The sequence below is a fragment of the Streptomyces sp. NPDC093568 genome, assembly GCF_044764945.1.
GTDB lineage: Bacteria > Actinomycetota > Actinomycetes > Streptomycetales > Streptomycetaceae > Streptomyces.
In genome coordinates this window covers 288043-307258 of sequence record NZ_JBIWJD010000002.1, presented here as the reverse complement: position 1 = coordinate 307258, position 19216 = coordinate 288043, and the positions used below count along the sequence as shown (strand labels likewise).

The 19216-nt window shown below is 71.6% G+C and carries 14 protein-coding genes and 2 tRNA genes; 9 read left to right on the top strand and 7 right to left on the bottom strand.

Annotation, left to right across the window (positions count from 1 at the left end; translation table 11 throughout):
- Positions 1 to 111: 111 nt before the first annotated feature.
- Positions 112 to 2220, top strand: coding sequence for a molybdopterin oxidoreductase family protein (locus tag ACIRD7_RS10900; RefSeq protein ID WP_403452238.1), 2109 nt, complete (start codon positions 112 to 114; stop codon positions 2218 to 2220).
- Positions 2221 to 2232: 12 nt separating this feature from the next.
- Here ACIRD7_RS10900 and ACIRD7_RS10895 read toward each other — a convergent pair whose 3' ends face one another.
- Entirely contained in the window at positions 2233 to 2667 is a 435-nt protein-coding gene (locus ACIRD7_RS10895) for a gamma-glutamylcyclotransferase family protein (protein WP_403452236.1), read from the bottom strand.
- A 111-nt stretch (positions 2668 to 2778) separates the two neighbouring features.
- Between ACIRD7_RS10895 and ACIRD7_RS10890 the strand changes: the two genes are divergently transcribed.
- The gene (locus tag ACIRD7_RS10890) at positions 2779 to 4425 is read left to right on the top strand and encodes a M4 family metallopeptidase (RefSeq protein ID WP_403452234.1); all 1647 of its coding nucleotides are present in this window, start codon (positions 2779 to 2781) and stop codon (positions 4423 to 4425) included.
- 94 nt (positions 4426 to 4519) lie between these two features.
- Here ACIRD7_RS10890 and ACIRD7_RS10885 read toward each other — a convergent pair whose 3' ends face one another.
- Both ACIRD7_RS10885 and ACIRD7_RS10880 read right to left on the bottom strand, forming a co-directional pair.
- Positions 4520 to 4816, bottom strand: coding sequence for a hypothetical protein (locus ACIRD7_RS10885; RefSeq protein WP_403452232.1), 297 nt, complete (start codon positions 4814 to 4816; stop codon positions 4520 to 4522).
- 178 nt (positions 4817 to 4994) lie between these two features.
- On the bottom strand, positions 4995 to 5678 hold the full coding sequence (locus tag ACIRD7_RS10880; protein ID WP_403452230.1) for a vancomycin high temperature exclusion protein: 684 nt from the start codon (positions 5676 to 5678) through the stop codon (positions 4995 to 4997).
- A 223-nt stretch (positions 5679 to 5901) separates the two neighbouring features.
- On the opposite strand from ACIRD7_RS10880, the gene ACIRD7_RS10875 reads away from it, so the two are divergent.
- From ACIRD7_RS10875 to ACIRD7_RS10855, 5 genes are all read left to right on the top strand, one after another.
- Positions 5902 to 6774, top strand: coding sequence for a sirohydrochlorin chelatase (locus tag ACIRD7_RS10875; RefSeq protein WP_403452229.1), 873 nt, complete (start codon positions 5902 to 5904; stop codon positions 6772 to 6774).
- A 164-nt stretch (positions 6775 to 6938) separates the two neighbouring features.
- On the top strand, positions 6939 to 8192 hold the full coding sequence (locus ACIRD7_RS10870; RefSeq protein WP_403452227.1) for a deoxyguanosinetriphosphate triphosphohydrolase: 1254 nt from the start codon (positions 6939 to 6941) through the stop codon (positions 8190 to 8192).
- Positions 8193 to 8347: 155 nt separating this feature from the next.
- Positions 8348 to 9613: an NAD(P)/FAD-dependent oxidoreductase gene (locus ACIRD7_RS10865; protein ID WP_403452225.1), complete on the top strand. Its 1266-nt coding sequence runs from the start codon at positions 8348 to 8350 to the stop codon at positions 9611 to 9613.
- Positions 9614 to 9642: 29 nt separating this feature from the next.
- Complete coding sequence (gene dnaG / locus ACIRD7_RS10860; protein WP_403452224.1) at positions 9643 to 11547, top strand: DNA primase; 1905 nt, start codon at positions 9643 to 9645, stop codon at positions 11545 to 11547.
- Between the two features lie 114 nt (positions 11548 to 11661).
- Positions 11662 to 12969 carry an RNA polymerase sigma factor gene (locus ACIRD7_RS10855; protein WP_403452222.1) on the top strand — a complete coding sequence of 436 codons (1308 nt, stop codon included), beginning with the start codon at positions 11662 to 11664 and terminating at the stop codon, positions 12967 to 12969.
- A gap of 93 nt (positions 12970 to 13062) precedes the next feature.
- Here ACIRD7_RS10855 and ACIRD7_RS10850 read toward each other — a convergent pair whose 3' ends face one another.
- From ACIRD7_RS10850 to ACIRD7_RS10835, 4 genes are all read right to left on the bottom strand, one after another.
- On the bottom strand, positions 13063 to 14991 hold the full coding sequence (locus ACIRD7_RS10850; RefSeq protein ID WP_403452220.1) for an ABC transporter ATP-binding protein: 1929 nt from the start codon (positions 14989 to 14991) through the stop codon (positions 13063 to 13065).
- Positions 14991 to 16724 (bottom strand): ABC transporter ATP-binding protein, encoded by a 1734-nt coding sequence (locus ACIRD7_RS10845; protein WP_403452218.1) that lies wholly within the window; start codon positions 16722 to 16724, stop codon positions 14991 to 14993. Before ACIRD7_RS10845 ends, ACIRD7_RS10850 begins: the two co-directional genes overlap by 1 nt.
- A gap of 183 nt (positions 16725 to 16907) precedes the next feature.
- Complete coding sequence (locus tag ACIRD7_RS10840) at positions 16908 to 18362, bottom strand: FGGY-family carbohydrate kinase (RefSeq protein WP_403452216.1); 1455 nt, start codon at positions 18360 to 18362, stop codon at positions 16908 to 16910.
- A 150-nt stretch (positions 18363 to 18512) separates the two neighbouring features.
- Positions 18513 to 18821 carry a YtxH domain-containing protein gene (locus ACIRD7_RS10835; protein ID WP_403452214.1) on the bottom strand — a complete coding sequence of 103 codons (309 nt, stop codon included), beginning with the start codon at positions 18819 to 18821 and terminating at the stop codon, positions 18513 to 18515.
- A gap of 158 nt (positions 18822 to 18979) precedes the next feature.
- Here ACIRD7_RS10835 and ACIRD7_RS10830 point away from each other — a divergent pair.
- Both ACIRD7_RS10830 and ACIRD7_RS10825 read left to right on the top strand, forming a co-directional pair.
- A tRNA-Asn gene (locus ACIRD7_RS10830) sits at positions 18980 to 19052 on the top strand.
- A 5-nt stretch (positions 19053 to 19057) separates the two neighbouring features.
- Positions 19058 to 19130: transfer RNA gene (locus ACIRD7_RS10825), tRNA-Asn, on the top strand.
- Positions 19131 to 19216 lie beyond the last annotated feature (86 nt).

Below are 19216 nucleotides of genomic sequence, written 5' to 3'. Positions count from 1 at the left end.
CAGGCCGTCCGGGCGCCTCACGGCGGCCCGCCGGCGACGGGGAGGTCACCGTCCCGGCGGCGTAACAGCGGGCCGCCGCGCACGTAACACGCCGGAAGCACCCTGAACGGTATGCCGAACTCCGCGACGCCCACGCACTGCCCGTACTGCGCCCTGCAGTGCGGAATGAACCTCACGCCCCAGCAGGACGGGGGTGTCGCGGTGGTCGAGCGCCCGGACTTCCCGGTGAACCGGGGGGCGCTGTGCGGCAAAGGCCGTACGGCTCCCGCGGTGCTGGCGTCGGGCGTCCGCCTCACCTCGCCGCTGGTGCGGTCGGGCGGCGCGCTCGTGCCGGCCACCTGGGACGAGGCGCTCGACCGCGTCGCCGAAGGCCTCGGCCGCACGCGTACGGAACATGGCCCGGACGCGTGCGGGGTCTTCGGCGGGGGCGGCCTGACGAACGAGAAGGCGTACAGCCTCGGCAAGTTCGCGCGGATCGTGCTCGGCACCTCGCAGATCGACTACAACGGCCGCTTCTGCATGTCGTCGGCCGCGGCGGCCGGGATCAAGGCGTTCGGCCTGGACCGGGGCCTGCCCTTCCCGCTGGAGGACATCCCGCGGACGGGCTGTGTGATCCTCGTCGGCTCCAACCCCGCCGAGACCATGCCGCCGGCCCTGCGCTACTTCACCGAGCTGCGCGAGAACGGCGGCACCCTCATCGTCGTCGACCCGCGCCGCACGAAGACCGCCGAGCAGGCCGACCTGCACCTGGCGCCCCGCCCCGGCACCGACCTCGCGCTCGCCCTCGGCCTGCTGCACCTCGTCGTCGCCGAGGGACGGGTCGACGAGGAGTACGTCGGCGAACGCACGGCCGGCTGGGAGGAGGCGCGGGCCGCCGCGATGGCGCACTGGCCGGAGTACGTGGAGCGGATCACGGGGGTGTCCGTGCCCCAACTCCGGGAAGCCGTGCGGCTGTTCTGCGAGCCGGAGCACGCGATGGTGCTCACCGCGCGCGGGCCCGAGCAGCAGTCCAAGGGCACGGACACCGTGGGCGCGTGGATCAACCTGTGCCTGGCGACCGGCCGGGCGGGCCGGCCGCTGTCCGGCTACGGCTGTCTCACCGGGCAGGGCAACGGGCAGGGCGGGCGCGAACACGGCCAGAAGGCCGACCAGTTGCCCGGCTACCGCAAGCTGGACGACCCGGCGGCGCGCCGGCACGTGGCCGAGGTGTGGGGCGTGGACCCGGACAGCCTGCCCGGGCCGGGACGCAGTGCGTACGAGCTGCTGGACGCACTGGGCTCCGACATCAAGGCGCTGCTGCTGATGGCTTCCAACCCGGTGGTGTCCGCGCCGCGCGCCGCGCACATCGAGGAGCGGATCAGGTCCCTCGACTTCCTCGCCGTGTGCGACGTGGTGCTCTCGGAGACGGCGGCCCTCGCGGACGTCGTCCTGCCGGTGACCCAGTGGGCGGAGGAGACCGGCACCACGACCAACCTGGAGGGCCGGGTCCTGCTGCGCCGCCGCGCGATCACCCCGCCGGAAGGCGTCCGCAGCGACCTGGAGGTCATGCACGAACTCGCCGCGCGCCTCGGCGGGGAGAGGAGCCTGGAGAAGGGCTTCCCGACCGACCCGCAGGAGGTCTTCGAGGAGCTGCGCCGGGCGAGCGCGGGCGGTCCGGCCGACTACTCGGGCATCACGTACGGGCGGCTGGCGCGGGAGAACGGCGTCTTCTGGCCGTGCCCCGCCAAGCCCGCCGCCGACGACTCCGACGCGGTGCGCCCCGGCACCCCACGCCTCTTCCTCGACCGGTTCGCCACGCCGGACGGCCGCGCGCGCTTCGCCCCCGTCTCGCACCGGGCGGCGGCCGAGGAGCCCGACGAGGAGTACCCGGTCCTGCTGACCACCGGCCGGGTCGTCGCGCAGTACCAGTCCGGCGCGCAGACCCGCCGCGTCGACGAGCTGAACGCCGCCGCTCCGGGCCCGTTCGTCGAGCTGCATCCCCGGCTCGCCGCCCGGCTCGGGGCGGCCGAGGGCGACCCGGTGGCGGTGGTCTCGCGCCGGGGCCGTGCGGTGGCCCCCGCCCGCATCACGACCGGCATCCGCCCGGACACCGTCTTCATGCCGTTCCACTGGCCGGGCGAGGGCCGTGCCAACACCCTGACCAACCCGGCGCTGGACCCGACGTCACGGATGCCGGAGTTCAAGGCGTGCGCGGTGCGGGTGGAGGCGGTGAAGTCCTAGCGGGCGCGGGAGTCAGCCGAGCCGTGTCGTCCAATCGCCGCTCTCGATGAGCCGCCCCCGCGCGCGCAGCCGGGCTGCCACGGCCGGCGCCGCGACATACACCCACGCCTGCACAGCAGTTGCGCCGGAAGCGCGCAGCACCTTGCGGGCCAGGCGCTCGTAGAGGTTGCGCGGGTCGCCCGGCGCGTACTCCTCCAGGCGGTCGAGGGCGGCCAGCAGCGCCGGGTACTCCGCGGGGCGGGCCGTGACCAGGTCGCCGTACACCGTGCCGCCGCCCGCCGCGTCCTCGACCGCGTACGGGTAGCCCGGGCCGTCGTACAGCACCGCCCCTTCGAGCCGCGCCGGTTCCTCGTCGAGGGTGCGCCCGCGCAGGAAGTGGTCGTGGTTGGGCTCGCCGGGCCGCAGGGTGCCGTAGACGAAGAACGGGAGTCGAGGAGGGAGGGTCACGGAAACGATTCTCTCCTCTCACACACCTCCACGTATTCACCCTGGCCACAGCATGTGCACGCCGCCTTGAATCTTGGTCACCTTCCCGCGCCGCCCAGTTCAAGGAGACCGATGAGCCGAATACGCGTGCACATCCGAGGGGCCCGTCCCGCCACGGCGGGTGTCGCCCTCACCGTGGCCACCCTGCTGGTCACCACGCTCTCCCCGAGCGCCGGCGCGGACATCAGGCCGAGCAGGGCCGACGCCGTCGAGAACGCGACGAAGGCGCTCGCGGACCTCGCGGGCGGACTGGGACCGACGGCCGCGCAGGACACCCGCGTCCGGGACGTGATCGTGGACGCGGACGGCACACAGCACGTCCGCTACGACCGCACGTACCACCAACTCCCCGTCCTCGGCGGCGACTTCGTCGTCCACCTGGCGAAGGACGGCACGTACCGCGGCGCCTCCCGCGCCACCACCGGCGCGATCTCGCTCAAGAGCGTGACGCCGAAGCTCTCGGCACCCAAGGCCGCCGACCTCGCCGCGAACGCGCTGCGCGCGGTGAACCTCGGCGAGACGCTGAAGCGGCTGACGTCCCGGCCCGAACTCGTCGTCGACGCCCTGCACGGCGCACCGAAGCTGGCCTGGCGGACCGACGCGGCCGCCCAGGACGCCCGCGGCAACCCGGTCGCCCGCACGGTGCTCACGGACGCCGGCAGCGGCGCGCAGATCGACGCGTGGGACAGCATCGAGACGGCGTCCGGCGACGGGAAGTCGCTGTACGCGGGCACGGTGCCGCTCGAGACCACGGCGTCGGGGTCGGCGTACCAGCTCAAGGACCCGACACGCGGCGGCACTTACACCGGTGACGCGGCGAACAAGACGGACCTGTGCGTCCTCACGATCTGCCTCAACCGCGCCCCGTCCACGGTCTTCACCGACGCCGACAACCACTGGGGCACCGGCACGACCGCCGACCGCTCGTCGGCCGCGGTGGACGCGCAGTACGGCACCGACACGACCTGGGACTACTACCGGGACGTCCACGGCCGCGACGGCATCGCGGGCGACGGCAAGGGCTCCTACAACCGCGTCCACTACGGCAACGCCTACAACAACGCCTTCTGGGACGACACCTGCTTCTGCATGACGTACGGCGACGGTGACGGCAGCAAGCTCGGCCCGCTGGTGTCGCTGGACGTCGCCGGGCACGAGATGACGCACGGCGTGACGTCGAAGACGGCGGCGCTGACGTACTCGGGCGAGTCGGGCGGCCTGAACGAGGCGACGTCCGACATATTCGGCACGCTGGTGGAGTTCCACGCGGCCAACTCCGCGGACCCCGGGGACTATCTGATCGGCGAGAAGGTCGTCCGGTCGGGCCTCGGGCGCGACGCGCTGCGCGCCATGGACAAGCCGTCGAAGGACGGGGTCTCGGCCGACTGCTGGAGCACCACGACCGGAGAACTCGACGTGCACTACTCGTCCGGCGTCGGCAACCACTTCGCGTACCTGCTGGCCGAGGGGAGCGGCGCGAAGACGATCAACGGCGTCCGCTACGACTCGCCCACCTGCGACGGCTCATCGGTCACCGGGATCGGCCGGGACAAGCTGGGCCGGATCTGGTACCGGGCGCTGACGGTCTACATGACGTCCTCGACGGACTACGCCGGGGCGCGCACGGCGACCCTCGACGCCGCCGAGGACCTGTACGGGGCCGGGAGCGCGGAGTACGACGCGGTGGGCGCCGCCTGGCGCGCGGTGAACGTGCGCTGAGGCGCCGAAGGACTCGCACGAGGAGGGCGGGAGCGGGCAACGGCCCCGCTCCCGCCCTTTTCAGGGACGGTCCCTGGTCAGAGGACCCCCTGGGTCAGCACTCGTACGCGTAGTACGGGACGTCGCCCGGCTCCAGGCCGATCGTTCCGACCGCACCGGGACCGATCTGGATGCACGACGGGTCGAAACCGTCGACCTCGACGCTGGCGAAGACGGTGTACCCGCACTCGTTGTAGATGTCCGCCCAGCCTGAGCCGTAGCCGACGAGGTGGGCGCAGCCCGGCTCCCTCGGCTGTCCGGCCGCCGCCGCCGAGGCGGTACCCGCGGCGGTCGCACCGGTGATCAGCACCACCGTCGCGGCCGCGGCGAACAGAGAGCGAAGACGAGTCATCACATGTCCTTTCCCCCAGTCGCGGCGCCGGTCCGATCCGCCGCCGCTCCTGCGATGGACGCTATGTGTAGTCGAGTGACTACGGAACGTCTCCGCTGGGCGGTTCACACCGTTGGCTGGCGTGCGCGTGTCAAAACCTGCGTGCGAGAGCGTGGGCCCGGTGTTCCGGGCGCCGGTCTCACCTGGCCGCCAGCGCGTTCGCCACCCCCGGTTCCCTCGGCCCGAGGAAGCGCGGGTCGGGCTCGAACACCGCGTCCAGGGCCGCCTTTCCGGCCGCGAGGAGCTCCCGGGTCCCGCCGTAGTACCAGGTGATGTCGTGCCGGGCCTCGACCCCGACGCCGTACGACGTCACCCCCGCCTCCTGGCACAGCGCGACCGCCCGCCGGATGTGGAAGCCCTGGCTGATCAGCACCGCCTCGTCGACGCCGAAGATCTTCTTGGCGCGCACGCAGGAGTCCCAGGTGTCGAAGCCGGCGTAGTCGCTGACGATGCGTGAGTCGGGTACGCCATGCCTGGTCAGGTACGTGCGCATGGCGTCGGGCTCGTCATAGTCCTTGCGGCTGTTGTCGCCGGTGACGAGGACCACCTTGATCCGCCCGGTCCGGTACAGCTCGGCCGCCGCGTCGAGCCGGTTCGCGAGATACGGGGACGGCTCGCCGGCCCACAGCCCGGCGCCGAAGACGACGGCGACATCGGTGCGCGGCACGTCCGCCGTGGTCCGCAGCCGGTCACCGCTGACCAGGTACATCCAGGTGGCCGGAAGCAGCGCCAGCACACATCCGGCCATCACGGCCCGCACCAGCCGCCGCTGCCCCGCGCGGGTGCGCGGAAGTCTCGGTCGGCCCAGCTTCGGTCGGCGCATCGGACGGTCCCTCCCCGGTCGGCACACGGCCTGTCCTCGACCTTCAGGGACGCCCGTCCGGCCGCCGCGGTTCACTCCCCACGGCGTGATCAGCTTCACTCAGGCCGGTGAAACCGCAGGTCACGCCACCTCACACCGACCGGGTACCGCACCGTGAACCCGGTGTAAGAACCCGTCATTCCTGTGAAACGGGGCGGCAACCTCCCGCCGCCACCATCGGTTCATGACGGCGTCGAACCCACTTCACGACGAGTCCACGACGGTCCACCTCGACAGTACGGCGCACCTCATGAACCGCATCAGCGCACGGCTCGCGAGCCGGCTCAGCGTCCTCACGCTCGACGGCAGGCGCCGCCCCGAGGCGCCCGCGCTCGTCGTCGTGGCCCACGGCAGCCGCGACCCGCGCGCCCTCACCACCGTGAGCGCGCTCCTCGACCAGGTCCGCGCGCTGCGTCCCGGCCTGCCGGTCCACCTCGGCCACATCGAGCTGAACGAGCCCCTGCTCCCCGACACCCTCGCCGCCCTCGGCGACCGCGAGGCGATCCTCGTCCCCCTCCTGCTCAGCCGCGGCTATCACATCAAGCGGGACATCCCCGAGATGGCCGCCGAGTCGTCGGTACGCGCCCGCGTGGCCGGCGCGCTCGGCCCCCACCCCCTGCTGGTGGAGGCGCTGACCGCCCGCCTGGTGGAGGCGGGCTGGCGCACCCGCATGGACGAGTCCACGCGCCGCACGAGCGCGGTGGTCCTGGCGGCGGCGGGCTCCCGCGACCCCGAGTCCAAGCTCGACACCTCCCGCACGGCCCGCCTCCTCGCCGACCGCCTCGGCGTCCCGGTCGTCCCGGCCTACGCGACGACGGCGGCCCCGACCGTCCCGGACGCACTGGCGGAGTTGGCGGCCCGGGGGCGTACGAGAGTGGCGGTGGCCTCCTATTTCACGGCTCCCGGCCGCTTCGCGACGGAGTGCGCGCAGAAGGCCCCATGGATGGCGTCGGCGCCGCTGGGCACGCACCCGGCGATGGCCCGCCTGCTCCTCCACCGCTACGACCAGATGCTGAAGACGCCGGCCACGGCGGCTCTGGAGTTGGCGACGGCCTAAGACGCCGGGGACCGACACGTACCAGGGGCGCGGGGCTGTATCGATATGCGGCTCCGCCGCGTGGGCGCCACCAGCCACCAAACCACCCGCACCCGCCACTCGACGCCACCTGGCAGACGCGAAGGCGCACTCCGTTTGTCACCACGTGCCCTTACTGTCGAGACATGTCGTACGACCTGCCGTCCCTCGAACGCTGGGCCCCCGAGCCCGACAAGCGCCCCGGCCGCACCGCCTTCCAGCGAGACCGCGCCCGAATCCTGCATTCCGCCGCGCTGAGAAGGCTCGCCGGCAAAACCCAGGTCGTCACCCCGGGCACCCACACCCACGCGTGGGACCCAAGCCCCCGCACCCGCCTCACCCACTCCCTGGAGTGCGCCCAGGTCGGCCGCGAGCTCGGCGCGGCCCTCGGCTGCGACCCCGACCTCGTGGAAGCCGCCTGCCTCGCCCACGACCTCGGCCACCCGCCCTTCGGCCACAACGGCGAAGTCGCGCTGAACGAGTTCGCCGAGGACTGCGGCGGCTTCGAGGGCAACGCCCAGTCCCTGCGCCTGCTCACCCGCATCGAACCCAAGCGGTTCACCCCGGAGGGCTCCGTCGGCCTCAACCTCACCCGCGCCACCCTCGACGCCGCCACCAAGTACCCCTGGCCCCGCGGCGCCCACCCGGCCGACCCCAAGTCCGCGAAGTTCGGTGTCTACGAGGACGACCGGCCCGTCTTCGACTGGGTCCGCAAGGACGCCCCCGGCTCCCGTACGACCTTCGAGGCGCAGGTCATGGACTGGTCCGACGACGTGGCGTACTCCGTGCACGACGTCGAGGACGGTCTGCACGCCGGCCACATCGACCCCAACTGCCTGCACGCCGAGCCCGAACGCCAGGCGGTGTTCGCGGTGGCCGTCGGACGGTACGTCCCCGAGGACACCGACCCCGCCGAACTCGCCGCCGCCCTCGACCGGCTCCAGGACGAGGAGTGGTGGCCGCACGGCTACGACGGCTCGGCCGTCGCGCAGGCCCGTCTCAAGGACGCCACCAGCCAGCTCATCGGCCGTTTCTGCCTGGCCGCGGAGGGCGCCACGCGCGCGGCGTACGGCGACGGACGGCTCACCCGCTACGGCGCCGAACTCGTCGTACCGCACGAGATCCGCCTGGAGTGCGCGGTCCTCAAGGCCGTCGCCGACCGGTACGTCATGCAGCGCGCCGAGCAGGAGCGGCTGCGCGCGGACCAGCGGATCGTGGTCGCCGAGCTGGCCGAGGCGCTCACCGGCCGCGCGCCGGACGGGCTGGATCCGCAGTTCCGGGCGCTGTTCGACGCGGCGACCGACGACCGATCCCGAAAGCGCGTCATCGTCGACCAGATCGCGTCGCTGACGGACGCCTCCGCGCGGTCGCTGCACGCGCGGCTGACGGGCCGGGGCTGAGCGCCGTCCCGTCACCCGCGCGCGACAGGTGAGGCTCGGGGGACGAACAGGCACACGAAAGTGACCCTGCGTGGCCTGATCGGGTCACCCCCTCTTCCCGCATCACGCTGCGTGCGGGACGCTCGTGTGGCGGCACCCTTACGAGGAGGCATCAAGTGGTCGACGCGGATCAGACATTCGTCATCGTCGGAGGAGGGCTCGCCGGCGCCAAGGCGGCCGAGACACTCCGGGCCGAGGGCTTCACCGGGCGGGTGATACTGATCTGCGACGAGCGCGACCACCCGTACGAGCGGCCGCCGCTGTCCAAGGGCTACCTGCTCGGCAAGGAGGAGCGCGACAGCGTCTTCGTGCACGAGCCCGCCTGGTACGCGCGCCACGACATCGAGCTGCACCTCGGCCAGACCGTCGACGCGATCGACCGCACGGCGAAGACCGTCCGGTTCGGCGAGGACGGCACCCTCGCCCACTACGACAAGCTCCTGCTGGCCACCGGCGCCGAGCCGCGCCGCCTGGACATCCCGGGCACCGACCTGGCCGGCGTCCACCATTTGCGCCGGCTCGCGCACGCCGAGCGCCTCAAGGGCGTCCTGACCTCGCTCGGCCGGGACAACGGCCACCTCGTGATCGCCGGCGCCGGCTGGATCGGCCTGGAGGTGGCGGCGGCGGCCCGGGAGTACGGCGCCGAGGTCACCGTCATCGAGCACAACCCGACCCCGCTGCACGGCGTCCTCGGCCCCGAGCTGGGCGCCGTCTTCGCCGAGCTGCATCGCGAGCACGGCGTGCGCTTCCACTTCGGCCGGCGGCTGACGGAGATCGTCGGCCAGGACGGCATGGTGCTGGCCGTACGCACCGACGACGGCGAGGAGCACCCGGCGCACGACGTCCTCGCGGCGATCGGGGCCGCTCCCCGTACGGGGCTTGCGGAGGCGGCGGGACTCGGCATCGCCGACCGCGCGGACGGCCGCGGCGTGGTGGTGGACGAACGGCTGCGCACCTCCGACCCCGACATCTACGCGGCCGGTGACGTCGCCTCCTTCCCGCACGCCCTGTTCGACACCCGGCTGCGGGTGGAGCACTGGGCCAACGCGCTGAACGGGGGACCGGCGGCGGCCCGGGCGATGCTCGGCCAGGACGCCACCTACGACCGCGTGCCCTACTTCTTCTCCGACCAGTACGACCTGGGGATGGAGTACAGCGGGTGGGCGCCGGCGGGGTCGTACGACGAGGTGGTGATCCGCGGGGACGCGGGCAAGCGGGAGTTCATCGCCTTCTGGCTGAAGGACGGCCGGGTGCTGGCCGGGATGAACGTGAACGTGTGGGACGTCACAGAGCCGATCCAGCAGCTGATCCGCTCGAAGACCCAGGTGAACACGGAGTCCCTGGCGGACCCGCACATTCCGCTCGAAAACCTCGTCTCTTAGGTGTCAGTACACCCCCGTAGAATTCACGCGTGGCAGGACGGATCAACGACGAGGACGTGAAGGCGGTACGGGACGCGGTCCCGATCGACGCCGTGGTGTCCGAGTACCTCCAGCTGCGCAGCGCGGGCGGCGGGAACCTCAAGGGGCTGTGCCCCTTCCATGACGAGAAGTCGCCTTCCTTCCAGGTCAGCCCCAGCAAGGGGCTCTTCCACTGCTTCGGCTGCCAGGAGGGCGGCGACACCATCACGTTCGTGATGAAGGTCGACCACCTGTCCTTCTCCGAGGCGGTCGAGCGGCTCGCCGCCCAGGCCGGCATCACCCTGCGCTACGAGGAGGGCGGGTACAACCCCTCCCACCAGCGCGGCGAGCGCATCCGCCTGGTCGAGGCCCACAAGATCGCCGCCGACTGGTACATGGAGCAGCTGGCCACCAGCCCGGAGGCCGACACCGGCCGCCAGTTCCTCGCCGAGCGCGGCTTCGACCAGGCCGCCGCCCAGCACTTCTCCGTCGGCTACAGCCCCCAGGGCTGGGACCACCTCACCCGCTATCTGCGCGGCAAGGGCTTCACCGACAAGGAACTGCTCCTGTCCGGCCTGTCCCAGGAGGGCCGCCGCGGCCCCATCGACCGCTTCCGGGGCCGCCTGATGTGGCCGATCCGCGACATCGGCGGCGACGTGGTCGGCTTCGGCGCCCGCAAGCTGTACGAGGCGGACAACGGGCCGAAGTACCTCAACACCCCCGAGACGGCGATCTACAAGAAGTCCCACGTCCTGTACGGCATCGACCTGGCGAAGAAGGACATCGCGAAGGCGAGCCGCGCGGTGGTGGTCGAGGGCTACACGGACGTCATGGCCTGCCACCTCGCCGGCGTCACCACCGCCATCGCCACCTGCGGTACGGCCTTCGGCGGCGACCACATCAAGATCCTGCGCCGGCTGCTGATGGACAACGGCTCGGCCCGCGTCATCTTCACCTTCGACGGCGACGCGGCCGGCCAGAAGGCGGCCCTGCGCGCCTTCGAGGACGACCAGAAGTTCGCGGCCGAGACGTACATCGCCATCGCGCCCGACGGCATGGACCCCTGCGAGCTGCGCCTGGCCAAGGGCGACGACGCGGTCACCGACCTGGTCGAACCGCGCACGCCGCTGTTCGAGTTCGCCCTGCGCCAGATCGTCGTCCGCTACGACCTCGACACCCCGGCGGGCCGCGCGGCCGCGCTGGACGAGGCGGCGCCGATCGTCGCCCGCATCAAGAACAGCGGCGCCCAGCACGAGGTGGCCGTCCAGCTCGCGGGCATGCTCGGCATCCTGGACACCCAGTTCGTGGTCAAGCGGGTGGCACAGCTGGCCCGTTGGGCCCGGGAGCGGGGCGGCAGAGGCGGGGCGCCGACGTCCCGGGGGCCGCAGCAGCCCTACGACGCCGCCCCCGCGCCCCGCATGTCCGGCCCGGCCCTGACCCTGCGCAACCCGGTCTACGCCACCGAGCGCGAGCTCCTCAAACTCGCCCTCCAGCGGCCCGAGTTGGTCTCACCGGCGTTCGACGCGTACGGAGTCGACGAGTTCACGGCGGCGCCCTACGCCGCCGTACGCCAGGCGATCATGGACGCGGGCGGCGCCGAGTACGGCCTCCAGGACGCGCAGGAGTACCTCGTCCGGGTCCGCGACGCGGCCCCCGACGACCAGGTCCGCGCGATGGTGACGGAGCTGGCGGTCGAGGCGATCCTGCGCCGGACGGTCGACGAGAACTACGCCGGGGAGCAACTCGTCACGGTCCGCCGCCGCGCCGTCGAACGCCGCATCCGTGACATCCAGAGCCAGCTGACCCGCCTCGGCGCGGGCGGCGACCCCGCCCAACTGGCCGCCGTGCAGAACGAACTGTGGGTGTTGCAGCAGTACGACCAGGCGTTGCGGGAGCGGGGCGCGGCCGCGCTCTGAGCCGTTCCCGGGGATTCGCGTACGCCAAGGTAACCACGCGGTCACGGACCGGACGCAAAAAGTCACCGCACGCCCCTCGTGGCGGCGATGTGTCGTACTCCACACTGGGTTCCGGTGCCTGAGTCCTCGGAGCGCGGCCGACCCGTCCCCCACGGGTCCCAGACCCCCGCGGTTCCGCTCATCGCGTACGGGACGGACAGCGGCGAGGCCGCCGACTCCGCCCTCGAAGCAGCGCTGTCGTACGCAGCGGCAGCGATCATCCTGGAGGTCGCCCCCGTGCAGACCCAGACCCTCATCCAGACCGACACGAGTACGGACGGCACGGCGCCGGCCGCGGAGACCGACGTTCTCGTCGCCGTCCCGCCGCAGAACCGTGTCGTGCACCATCCCGAGGCGGAGCCGGAGGCCCCGCCCGAGCCGGCCGAGCCGCCCGCCGGGGCGCTGGACGGCTCCGAGGCCGCCGAGCCGGTCGAGGCGCCGCTGCCGGCCCGTGCCCGCGCCGACAACAGCGGGCCCTCCTCCGACCTGTTCCGCCAGTACCTGCGGGAGATCGGCCGCATCCCGCTGCTCACGGCGGCCGAGGAGGTCGAACTCGCCCGCCGTGTCGAGGCCGGCCTGTTCGCCGAGGAGAAGCTGGCGGGCACTCCCGACCTCGACAGTCAGCTCGCCCTGGACCTGGACCGCCTGGTCGTCATGGGCCGCATGGCCAAGCGGCGCCTCATCGAGGCGAACCTGCGGCTCGTGGTCTCCGTCGCCAAGCGGTACGTCGGCCGCGGCCTGACCATGCTCGACCTCGTCCAGGAGGGAAACCTGGGCCTGATCCGGGCCGTCGAGAAGTTCGACTACGCCCGCGGCTACAAGTTCTCGACCTACGCCACCTGGTGGATCCGCCAGGCCATGTCCCGCGCCCTCGCGGACCAGGCCCGCACCATCCGGGTGCCGGTCCACGTGGTCGAGCTGATCAACCGGGTCGTCCGCGTGCAGCGCCGCATGCTCCAGGAACGCGGCTACGAACCGACCCCGGAAGAGGTCGCCGACCACCTCGACCTGGCGCCCGAGCGGGTCAGCGAGGTACTGCGACTGGCCCAGGAACCGGTCTCCCTGCACGCCCCGGTGGGGGAGGAGGACGACGTCGCGCTGGGCGACCTGATCGAGGACGGCGACGCCGCGTCACCGGTGGAGTCGGCGGCGTTCCTGCTGCTCAGGGAGCACCTCGAGGCGGTCCTCTCGACCCTCGGCGAGCGGGAGCGGAAGGTCGTACAACTTCGCTACGGCCTCGCGGACGGCCGCCCCCGCACGCTGGAGGAGATAGGCCGCATCTTCGGCGTGACGCGGGAGCGCATCCGCCAGATCGAGTCGAAGACCCTGAACAAGCTCAGGGATCATGCATTTGCGGATCAGCTGAGGGGATATTTGGACTGATGCCGTCTGCGGGGCCGGTGGGGGCTGGTCGCGCAGTTCCCCGCGCCCCTGAAACGGGGAACCGCGCGACCAGCCGCAACGGACCCGCAGCCGTCAGTCCAGCTCCGCCACCGCCTGAGCGAACTGCGCCTTGTACAACCGCGCATACGCCCCGTCGGCCGCCAACAGCTCCCCGTGCGTGCCCTGTTCCACGATGGAGCCGTTCTCCATCACCAGAATCGTGTCCGCGTCCCGGATCGTGGAGAGCCGGTGCGCGATCACGAACGACGTGCGGCCGTGGGCCAGCTTCGCCATGGCCTTCTGGATCAGGACTTCCGTACGGGTGTCGACCGAGGACGTCGCCTCGTCCAGGACCAGGATGACCGGGTCGGACAGGAACGCCCGCGCGATCGTGATCAGCTGCTTCTCGCCCGCGCTGACCCCGGACCCCTCGTCGTCGATCACCGTGTCGTACCCGTCGGGCAGCGTACGGATGAACCGGTCGGCGTGGGCGGCCCGCGCCGCCTCCTCGATCTCGCCCCGCGTGATGTCCCTGGACGCCCCGTACGCGATGTTCTCCGCGATCGTGCCGCCGAACAGCCAGGTGTCCTGCAGCACCATCCCGATCCCGGCCCGCAGTTCGTCCCGGGACATCCGGGCGATGTCGACGCCGTCCAGGGTGATGCGCCCGGACGAGACGTCGTAGAACCGCATCAGCAGGTTGACCAGGGTCGTCTTGCCGGCGCCCGTCGGGCCGACGATCGCGACCGTGTGCCCCGGCTCCACCGTCAGCGACAGGTCCTCGATCAGCGGCTTGTCGGGGTCGTACCGGAAGGACACCTGCTCCAGCGCCACCCGGCCCCGCAGCTCCTCCGGCCGCACCCCCGGCACGGGATCCGCCGCCTGCTCCTCGGCGTCCAGCAGCTCGAAGATCCGCTCCGCCGAGGCGACACCGGACTGCACGAGGTTCGCCATGGACGCGACCTGCGTCAGCGGCATCGAGAACTGCCGCGAGTACTGGATGAACGCCTGCACATCACCGATCGACAGCGAGCCCGACGCGACCCGCAGACCGCCGACCACCGCGACCAGGACGTAGTTGAGGTTCGACACGAACAGCATCAGCGGCTGCATCACACCGCTGTTGAACTGCGCCTTGAACCCCGCCTCGTACAGCGCCTCGTTCTGCTCTGCGAACTGCGCGGCCGACTCCTCCTGCCGCCCGAACACCTTCACCAGGGTGTGCCCGGTGTACATCTCCTCGACGTGCGCGTTGAGCTTGCCGGTCGTGCGCCACTGCTGCACGAAGTGCGGCTGCGAACGCTTGCCGACGCGCGTGGCGACCACGAACGACAGCGGCACGGTCACCAGCGCGACCAGCGCCAGCAGCCACGACACCCAGAACATCATCGCCAGCACACCGATGATGGTCAGCACCGAGTTGATCAGCTGCCCCATCGACTGCTGGAGCGTCTGCCCGATGTTGTCGATGTCGTTGGTCGCCCGGGAGAGCACCTCACCGCGCCGGCTCTTGTCGAAGTACGACAGCGGCAGCCGCGACAGCTTCGTCTGCACGTCCTCGCGCATCCGGTACATCGTGCGGTTCACGGCCCGGTTCACCAGCCGCGTCGCCACCGCCATCAGCAGACCGGCGACGACGAACACGGCGAGCGCGAAGAGCAGGACGTGTCCGACGGCCGTGAAGTCGATGCCCTGGCCGGGGGTGAAGTCCGTGCCGCGCAGCATGTCGGCGATCTGGTCGTCGCCGCGCTCCCGCATGGCCGCGAGGACCTGTTCCTTGGTCATCCCGGACTCGAACTGCCGCCCGACGATGCCCGCGAAGACCAGGTCGGTGGCCTCACCGAGGATCTTCGGCCCGGCGACCGACAGGCCCACGCTCACGACCACGCAGAACAGCAGCACGTAGATCGTGATCCGCTCGGCCCTGAACCGGCCGATCAGCCGCTTGCCCGACCCCTTGAAGTCCAGCGAGCGCTGATCGGGCCCGCCGCCGGCCATCATCCGTCCCATGGGCCCGGCCATCAGGCGGCCTCCGCTTCCGTCAGCTGGGAGAGCACGATCTCCCGGTACGTCTCGTTGTCCGCCATCAGCTCGTGGTGCCGGCCCGTGCCGACGACCCGGCCCTCGTCCAGTACGACGATCCGGTCGGCGTCCCGGATGGTCGCCACCCGCTGGGCGACGATGACGACCGTCGCCTCGGACGTCTCCCGCCCGAGCGCGGCGCGCAGGGCGGCGTCGGTGGCGTAGTCGAGGGCGGAGAAGGAGTCGTCGAAGAGATAGATCTCCGGGCGCTGCACCAGCGTGCGCGCGATCGCGAGCCGCTGCCGCTGACCGCCCGAGACGTTCGTGCCGCCCTGGGCGACGGGCGCGTTCAGCCCTCCCTCCAGCCGCTCCACGAACTCCTTGGCCTGCGCGACCTCCAGCGCGTGCCACAGCTCCTCGTCCGTGGCGTCCGGATTGCCGTAGCGCAGGTTGGTCGCCACCGTCCCGGCGAACAGGTACGGCTTCTGCGGGACCAGGCTCACCGTCCTGGCCAGGACCTGGGGATCGAGCGTCGCCACGTCCTCGCCGTCCACCAGCACCCGCCCGTCGGTCGCGTCGAACAGCCGGGGGACGAGCCCGAGCAGGGTCGACTTGCCGCTGCCCGTGGAGCCGATCACGGCCGTCACCTCACCGGGCCGGGCCACCAGGTCGATCGACTTCAGCACCGGCTCCTCCGCACCCGGATAGCGGAAGCCCGCGCCCTGGATCTCCAGATGGCCGTGCCGGCGCAGCTCGCGCACGGGCGCGACCGGCGGCACCACGCTGGAGGAGGTGTCCAGGACCTCCTGGATCCGCTCGGCGCACACCTCCGCGCGCGGCACCATCATGAACATGAAGGTGGCCATCATCACGGACATCACGATCTGCATCAGATAGGCGAGGAACGCGGTCAGGTCACCGATCTGCATCCCGCCGCTGTCGATCCGATGGGCGCCGAACCACACCACCGCGATGGACGACAGGTTCACCACCGTCATGACGATCGGGAACATCAGCGCGAGCAGATTGCCCGTCCCCATCGCCATCTCGGTGAGCTCGGCGTTGGCCTTGCCGAAGCGCCGCTGCTCGTAGTCGTCGCGCACGAAGGCGCGGATCACCCGGTTGCCGGTGATCTGCTCGCGCAGCACCCGGTTCACCGTGTCGAGCCGCACCTGCATCTTGCGGAACAGCGGCCGCAGCCGCCGCACGATCAGGGTCACGCTGATGCCGAGGGTGGGCACCACGGCGACCAGCACCGCGGACAGCGGCACGTCCAGGCCGAGCGCCAGCACGATGCCGCCGACGCACATGATGGGCGCCGACACCATCAGCGTGAACGTCATCAGCGCCAGCATCTGCACCTGCTGGACGTCATTGGTCGTCCGGGTGATCAGCGAGGGCGCGCCGAAGTGACCCACCTCACGCGCCGAGAAGGACTGCACCCGGTCGAAGACGGCGGCCCGCACGTCCCGGCCGAGCGCCGACGCGGTCCGGGCGCCGTAGTAGACGGCGCCGATGTTGCACACGACCTGCGCCAGCGAGATGCCGATCATCAGGGCGCCGTAGCTCAGGATGTAGCCGGTGTCGCCGGTGACGACACCCTTGTCGATGATGTCCGCGTTCAGCGTGGGCAGGTAGAGCGTGGCGCAGGTCTGCAGGAACTGCAGCAGCACCAGCCAGGCGATGGGTTTTCGGTACGGCCTGAGGTAGGTCCGCAGGAGTCGTATGAGCACGCTGCTTCTCTCGGGGTGGGCGAGTCGGCGACGGGGCGGGGTTGGTTGCCCCTGGCCCCTATCGTCGGACACTCCGGCGGCGTTACCTCAACCGATTAAGCCGTCAGCGCTGTCTCGTACGGCCTTCCGGGTTCGGTTCATACCGGTGTCTTACCTTCCGACGCCCCCGGAATGCCCCAGTCCCTACGACCGGAACGCACCCGGATGCGTCTGCTCCCGCACCGACACGAACTGCTGACGCACCGCCTGGCCCACCGCCAGCTCGTCCCCGGGCTCCAGGATCTGCGCCGCCGCGCCCTGCCACACCGGCGGGGTGCGCGGGTCGAGGGCGCCCTGCGACACCCCGAGCGCCCAGGCCGCCTGCCGGGCGGCGCCGATCGCGGCGTAGTCCGCGGGCTGCGGTACGACGACCTGCGTCCCGAACAGCGCGGGCGCCGCCGCCTGCACCGCGGGCAGCTCGGCGGCCGCCCCGAGCAGGAAGATCCGCCGCACCTCGACACCCCGCCCGCGCAGCACGTCGAGCGCGTCCGCGAGCCCGCACAGCATGCCCTCGAACGCGGCCCGCGCCAGATGCTCCGGCTTCATCGACTCCCGCCGCAGCCCCGCAAGGGTGCCCGCCGTGTGCGGCAGGTTCGGCGTCCGCTCACCCTCCAGATAGGGCAGCAGTACGAGCCCGTGCGCGCCCGGCGTCGACTTCATCGCCAGGTCGGACAGGCCCTCCAGGTCGGACACGCCGAGGAGTTCGGCGGTGCCGCGCAGGGTGCGTACGGCGTTCAGGGTCGTGACGACCGGCAGGTGCATGCCGGTCGCGTCGGCCAGGGAAGTGATCATCCCCGAGCTGTCGACGAGCGCCTCGGGGTGCACGGCCATGACGGAACCCGACGCGCCGAGCGAGACGACCGCGTCCCCCAGCCCGATGCCGAGCCCGAAGGCGGCGGCCATGGTCTCGCCGGTCCCCGCGGAGATCAGCAGCCCTTCCGGCGTCGTACCGGCCGCCTCGGCCGGACCGATCACCTCGGGCAGCATCGCCTGGTGGCCGAGCGCCAGCTCGACGAGATCGGTGCGGTAGCCGCCGGTCGCCGCCGACCAGTAGCCGGTGCCGGAGGCGCCGCCGCGGTCCGTGGTCCTTCTCACGGGCCGGCCGAGCAGCTGCCACACCAGCCAGTCGTGCGCCTGCATGAGGACGGCGGCGCGGGCGGCGTGCTCCGGCTCGGTCTTGGCGAGCCAGCGCAGCTTGGTCACCGGCTGCGCGGCCTGCGGCACACACCCGACGGCCTGCGCCCACGCCTCGCGCCCGCCCAGCGCGTCGATCAGATCGGCCGCCGCGACCTGGGCACGCTTGTCGCCGCCGACCATCGCCGGGCGCACGGTGTTGCCCTGCGCGTCGAGCGGGACCACCGCGTTCTGCTGCGTCGACACGCCGATGGCCTGCACGCCTTCGAGCAGCCCCCCGCCGGCCGCTTCACCGAGGGACAGCAGCCAGGCCTGCGGGTCGACGTCGGAGGGGCGCGCGCCGCCGTCCGGCGACTCCACCGGGTGCGGGGCGTACCCCTGCCTGAGCACGGCGCCTGTGTCCGTGTCGCAGACGACGATGCGAGTGAAATCGGGCGAACTGTCCAGCCCGGCGACTATCCCCATGGCCCAAATTGTGCCGTAGCGCTGCGCTGGCTTGGGCCGTGGGCGCCGTAGGGGTGCGTGTGGGATTTGGGGTGCGGGTTGTGTGTGGCTTGTCGCGCGGTTCCCCGCGCCCCTGACGGCGTGCCTGTCCCCGGCATCCAGAAGGTGCCGTTACGTGTTGCTCGTGCCCCAGTCATCCTCCGCGCCTCCGTTGTGGGCGCTGCGCTCGCGCAGGCTGCGGACCCGTGCGGCCACCGTCTCCGGGACGCGGTCGCCCACCTTCTCGCTGACCGTGTGGTACGCCTTGCCCGCGAAGACGCGGCCCTGCTGGGCGGCCGTCTCGGCGGTGTTGCGGACCGCGGGGTTCTGGGAGATGTCCCGGGCGGTCTTCTTCAGCTGCTCGTAGCGCTCGCGGCCGGCGCGTGTGCCGAGGACGTAACCGACGGCGATTCCGATGACGAACGTGAGCCGGTAGCGCATGGCGACCACCCTTCCGTTGCGTAGGTCCCTGGTGCGGCGTCGGTGCCGGGGGGAACCGATTGGCGGAGCACCCCCCTGCTTGCGCTAATGTATGTGTCGCAGCGAGCGCACGCCCCCTGGCGATTACCCAGGTAGGTACGTTCGATGCAACGAGGCATTCCTCCGTAGCTCAATTGGCAGAGCAGCCGGCTGTTAACCGGCAGGTTACTGGTTCGAGTCCAGTCGGGGGAGCTCGGTCCTCCGTAGCTCAATTGGCAGAGCAGCCGGCTGTTAACCGGCAGGTTACTGGTTCGAGTCCAGTCGGGGGAGCATGCTGAACGAGGACCCCACGCAGGGGTCCTTTTTCATGTCCTCTTCCCTGTGTGGGAACCGCGCAGGTCACGGCGGAGTCCTTC